Below are 5,270 nucleotides of genomic sequence, written 5' to 3' on the forward strand. Positions count from 1 at the left end.
CGTAAAGGTTGGCGGCTGCATCGACCATCATTACGCGATCACCGTCGCCGTCGAGAGCGATTCCCAGGTCTGCGCCCTGGGCGAGGACCGCTTCGCGCAGCGCGGTGGGTGCCGTGGCGCCCACGTCCTGGTTGATATTCAAGCCGTTAGGCTCGGTCCCGATGCTGCTGACTTCCGCACCCAGTTCGTGAAAGACGTGCGGCGCAAGGTGATAGGCGGCGCCGTTCGCACAGTCGACGACGATCTTCAGGCCGCGCAGGTCCATGTCGAAAGGGAAGGTGCCCTTGCAGAACTCGATATAGCGCCCATCGGCATCGTCGATCCGCCGCGCGCGGCCCAGCCCGGCCGACGGCACGCAGGCCAGAGGTTCGTCGAGTGCTGCTTCGATCTCCAGCTCAAGAGCGTCGGGCAGTTTGCTGCCTCCGGCGGAAAAGAACTTGATCCCGTTGTCGTAGTATGGGTTGTGTGACGCCGAGATGACGATTCCCGCCTGCAGACGCAAAGCTCGGGTGAGATAGGCGATGGCTGGTGTCGGCATCGGGCCAACCAGGCAGACATCGACACCGGCGGCCGAGAATCCGGCTTCGAGGGCCGCCTCGAGCATGTAGCCCGAGATCCGCGTGTCCTTGCCGATGAGGACCGCCGGTCGCTCGCCGGCTTTGACATGGCTGCGTTCGGCGTCGTGCGCGGCCAGAACCCTGCCAGCGGCGTGACCAAGGCGCATGACGAAATCCGGTGTGATTGGAATCTCTCCGACGCGTCCGCGCACGCCGTCGGTGCCGAAATACTTTCTGCTCACGATTGCTCCCTTAGAGTCGCAGATGAAGAAGACCAGCCAGCAAGGATTGCATTCTACGCACCTTGACCTGGCTATGGGTCGTCGTTAACGCAATTCAGCCGCGTTCTCGGCGCACCCTTCGACGGCGTGCCAGACAGTCAGGGCGGCGACCGTTTCCGCGACATCATGAACGCGCAGAATGCGCGCCCCGCGCTGCGCCGCCAGCAAGGCAGCGCTCAGGCTGGCGGCGAGGCGTTGCTCGACTGCTTGCCCGGTCAGCATGCCGAGCATCGATTTGCGTGAAATGCCGGCGAGAATGGGCATGCCGGCAGGCGACAGTTGCGCGCAATGGCGGAGAAGTTCGAGATTGTGTGCCAGTGTCTTGCCGAAACCGAATCCGGGGTCGAGGACCAGGCGCTCAGGTCGAATGCCGGCAGCGATTGCCGCTTCGGCCCGCGCCTGCAGAAAGCGCCGGACCTCGGCTACGACATTGCCGTAGCTCGGTTGCTGCTGCATTGTGAGCGGGGTTCCTTGCATATGCATCAGGCAGACCGCGCAATCGCTGGCGGCCACCGCGGCCAGCGCACCAGGCATGGTCAGGGCGCGGATGTCGTTGATCATCGAGGCGCCGCCGGCGAGCGATGCGCGCATGACTTCGGGCTTGCAGGTATCGACCGAAAGTGGCACGCCGCAGCCGGCCAGCGCGTCGAGCACGGGGAGCAGCCGGCGCAGTTCCTCGTCGACCGCCGTCGGGATCGCGCCCGGACGGGACGATTCAGCGCCGAGATCAAGGATGTCGGCACCTGCTTCTATCTGTCGCCAGGCGTGCTCGACGGCGCGTTCGATATCGTTTGCCAAGCCGTCGCCTGAAAACGAGTCAGGTGTCAGGTTGACGATGCCCATGACCAGCGGGCGGTCAAGAGCCAGTGTGTAGCTTCCACAGTGCAACATCGAACTGGGGGGGTTCAAGCTGATTGCTGCGAGTCGCTTGCCACCCGGTGGCTGGCTTGCGCCTCTCGCTTGGTCAGGCGGCGCGCTGGTCGCCGCCGCCTATCGGGGCCTGGCAACTCAGGCTGGCGCAGGTGCACTGGGTGCCGCGTTGGGGGCGTTGCTATCGGGTTTGCTCGACGACTTCGTTTGCGGTTGCTTCGGCGGACGTGGGGTCTTACCTTCCATGATGTCGTTGATCTGATCGCTGTCGATGGTCTCGAGCTCGAGCAGCGCCGCTGCCATTGCTTCGACCTTGTCGCGGTTCTCCTCGAGCAGTCGACGGGCCAAGGCATACTGCTCGTCGATGATCCGCCTGATTTCCGCATCGACCTTTTCCATCGTTGCTTCGGACAGGTTCTTGTGCGTGGTGACCGAGCGCCCAAGGAAGACCTCGCCTTCGTTTTCGCCGTAGACCATCGGCCCCAGTGCATCCGACATGCCATAGCGGGTGACCATGTCACGCGCCATCTGCGTGGCCCTTTCAAAATCGTTGGAGGCGCCGGTGGTCATCTGGTTCATGAACAGTTCCTCGGCAATTCGGCCGCCGAAAAGAACCGCTATGCGACTCATCAGGTAGACCCGGTCGTAGGCATAGCGATCCTCTTCGGGGAGCTGCATCGTCAGACCGAGCGCGCGCCCGCGCGGGATGATCGTCACCTTGTGCACTGGATCGGATTTTGGCATCAGCTTGGCGACGACGGCATGGCCGGCTTCATGGTAGGCGGTGTTGCGCCGCTCGTCTTCGTTCATGACCATGCTGCGCCGTTCGGCACCCATCATGATCTTGTCCTTGGCTTTCTCGAAATCCTCCATATCAACCAGGCGCTTGTTACTGCGCGCGGCAAAGAGTGCTGCTTCGTTGACCAGATTGGCCAGGTCGGCGCCGGAGAAACCAGGTGTTCCGCGGGCGATGATGTCGGCCTTGACGTCCGGCGCCAAGGGAACCTTGCGCATGTGCACGACGAGAATCTGCTCGCGTCCGCGAATGTCGGGCAGCGGGACGACCACTTGCCGGTCGAAGCGCCCAGGACGCATCAGCGCCGGGTCGAGGACGTCGGGGCGGTTGGTCGCGGCAATGACGATGACGCCGACGCTGCCTTCGAAGCCGTCCATTTCAACCAGCATCTGGTTCAGCGTCTGTTCGCGCTCGTCGTTACCACCGCCCAGGCCCGCTCCCCGCTGGCGGCCGACGGCGTCGAGTTCGTCGATAAAGATGATGCATGGCGCATGCTTCTTGGCATTCTCGAACATGTCGCGGACGCGCGCCGCACCGACGCCGACAAACATCTCGACAAAGTCCGAACCGGAGATCGAGAAGAAAGGTACCTTGGCTTCGCCAGCGATCGCTTTCGCCAGCAGCGTCTTGCCGGTGCCGGGATTGCCGACGAGCAATACGCCCTTTGGAATTCTTCCGCCAAGCTTCTGAAACTTCGCCGGGTCGCGCAGGAAGTCGACGAGTTCGGAAACTTCTTCCTTGGCTTCGTCGCAACCGGCAACGTCGGCGAAGGTGATGGTATTGGTCGACTCGTCAAGCAGTCGCGCCTTGCTCTTGCCGAACGAGAAAGCGCCGCCACGGCCGCCGCCCTGCATCTGGCGCATAAAGAAGATCCAGACGCCGATCAGAAGGAGCATCGGGAACCAACTGACGAAGATGCTCATCAGGAACGATTGCTCCTCCTCCGGCTTCGCCTCGATTTTCACTCCATGCTTGAGCAAATCAGACACCATCCAGAGATCGGGCGGTGCATAGCTGGTGAGTTTTCGACCGTCGGTGGTCGTCGCCTTGAGGACGCGTCCTTCAATGACGACCTTGGCAATCGTTCCCTTGCCGACTTCCTCGATAAATTGCGAGTATTCCATCGACGACTGGGTCACCTGGCGCGCGTTGAACTGGTTGAACACGGTCATCAGGACCAGACCGATCACCAGCCAGACGGCCAGATTCTTGAACATGTTATTCAATACATCACCTCACTTGCATAAGCTAAGTAGTTTGCGGGCCCTTCCCCGAGAAAGGGCGGCGAGCCGCAAGCCTGCCATTCTAAACCGTTTTGCCGACGGCACAGCAAGCGCCGACGGGCGAAGCGTTGCGCTCAATCAGGAAGCGATTGGATTTCTGCCCAGCAAGTAAATCTCCGGACTTCGATCACGCGAGGCCGATGGTTTGCGCAAGGCGGTCGTCTTGAATGCCAGACTCATTTTCCTGCGGAAATCATCAAAACCATACCCGTTGAAGACTTTGACCAGGAAAGCACCGTCGGGTTGCAGCCACCTGCCGGCGAAATCAAGCGCCAGTTCGGCCAGCGCGATGACTCGCGCCTGGTCGCACAGGGCGATACCCGAGATATTGGGCGCCATGTCCGAAAGAACAAGCCCGACCTTGTTGCCGGCGAGCAGTTTTTCGAGATGATCGAGGATCTGCGGGTCGAAGAAGTCGCCCTGCAGGAAGGTGACGCCGGCCAGCGGCTGCATGGCGATCAAGTCGACGGCGATCACCTGCCCTCGCCGGGCACAGCGCTCGGTCACTACCTGCGACCAGCCGCCGGGACTCGCGCCGAGGTCGACGATGATCCTGCCCGGGCCGATCAGGTGATCCTTGTCGTCGATTTCTTTCAGCTTGTAGGCGGCGCGTGAACGATAGCCCTCGCTGCGCGCACGCTGGACATAAGGGTCAGTGACGTGTTCGTGCAGCCACGCGTTGCTTGATCGGCCACGTTTCATTGTCGGGAGTCGGTCTCGCGGTGAGTTGGCTCAAGGGATCGCCGCTGCGCGGGCTTTGTTCCGGTGGGTGCCGCCGGTGTCCGTCTAGCGGGCGCTGCGTAGTGCACCGACGACCAGGAGAAGGCCGAGCACGCTCTGCACAAGGTAGAGGATGCTCGACACGCCGTGCCAGGTGGCAAAACGATTGCGCAGAACGCTTTCCATCACTTCGCGCGGCAGGGCATCGGCCTTGATCTGGGCGAGCAGCGGTTGAATGCCGAAAAGGCTGACTGCGGTGAGCAGCAGCATCAGCAGAATCAGCCAGAAGTTCCAGCGCCTGAGGGTGATCGTGCCGAAACGCAGCAGGCTGAAGAGCAGCAGATAGGCGCCACAGCCAAGGCCGACCCAGCCCATCAGTTCGAACAGCCGGCCAGCCAGTGCTCCGGCCAGCGCTCGATCGTGCGCGAGCGTTGCAAAGAGCGTCGGCGCAACGAGATAGCCAATCGCCCACAGGCCGCCGACCCAGAAGGTCAGCGCCACATCGTGGAGCGCGGCGGCCAAGCGACGCATCGGGTCTAAGGTTGGCGTGCAGGCGGCGCGCCAGTCGATTGGCGGTGCGGCCTGGTGGTCGACTGCGCGGCGCGCGCGCAACGCGTGAGGTCACAAGCGCGCCAGCCGTGATCAGCGTCGCCAAGCCTCGTCAGTTGGCGGACAATGCACGCCTCATTCATAGCGCACGTCGATCAGTTCGTACTCGCGAATTCCGCCCGGCGCCTGCACTTCGGCGATGTCGCCGGCAAAT

Annotated in this window: 4 protein-coding genes and 2 pseudogenes; all 6 read right to left on the minus strand. The window is 62.4% G+C overall.

From position 1 onward, the window contains the following. A pseudogene (glmM, locus tag RKP46_RS08655) lies at positions 1-799 on the minus strand (phosphoglucosamine mutase); the annotation flags it as partial. Positions 800-883: 84 nt separating this feature from the next. Beyond that, positions 884-1,729, minus strand: coding sequence for a dihydropteroate synthase (gene folP / locus RKP46_RS08660; RefSeq protein WP_311106275.1), 846 nt, complete (start codon positions 1,727-1,729; stop codon positions 884-886). Between the two features lie 117 nt (positions 1,730-1,846). Then, a complete protein-coding gene (gene ftsH, locus RKP46_RS08665) occupies positions 1,847-3,730 on the minus strand; it encodes an ATP-dependent zinc metalloprotease FtsH (RefSeq protein ID WP_311106272.1) in 1,884 nt (627 codons plus the stop codon). 135 nt (positions 3,731-3,865) lie between these two features. Continuing rightward, positions 3,866-4,489, minus strand: coding sequence for an SAM-dependent methyltransferase (locus RKP46_RS08670; RefSeq protein ID WP_311106273.1), 624 nt, complete (start codon positions 4,487-4,489; stop codon positions 3,866-3,868). A gap of 84 nt (positions 4,490-4,573) precedes the next feature. Then, positions 4,574-5,038, minus strand: a complete 465-nt coding sequence (locus RKP46_RS08675) for a DUF4149 domain-containing protein (RefSeq protein ID WP_311106274.1) — start codon at positions 5,036-5,038, stop codon at positions 4,574-4,576. A gap of 153 nt (positions 5,039-5,191) precedes the next feature. Next, a pseudogene (locus RKP46_RS08680) lies at positions 5,192-5,270 on the minus strand (transcription elongation factor GreA); the annotation flags it as partial.

This window comes from Accumulibacter sp., assembly GCF_031732815.1.
In the GTDB taxonomy this organism is placed as follows: Bacteria; Pseudomonadota; Gammaproteobacteria; order Burkholderiales; family Rhodocyclaceae; genus Accumulibacter.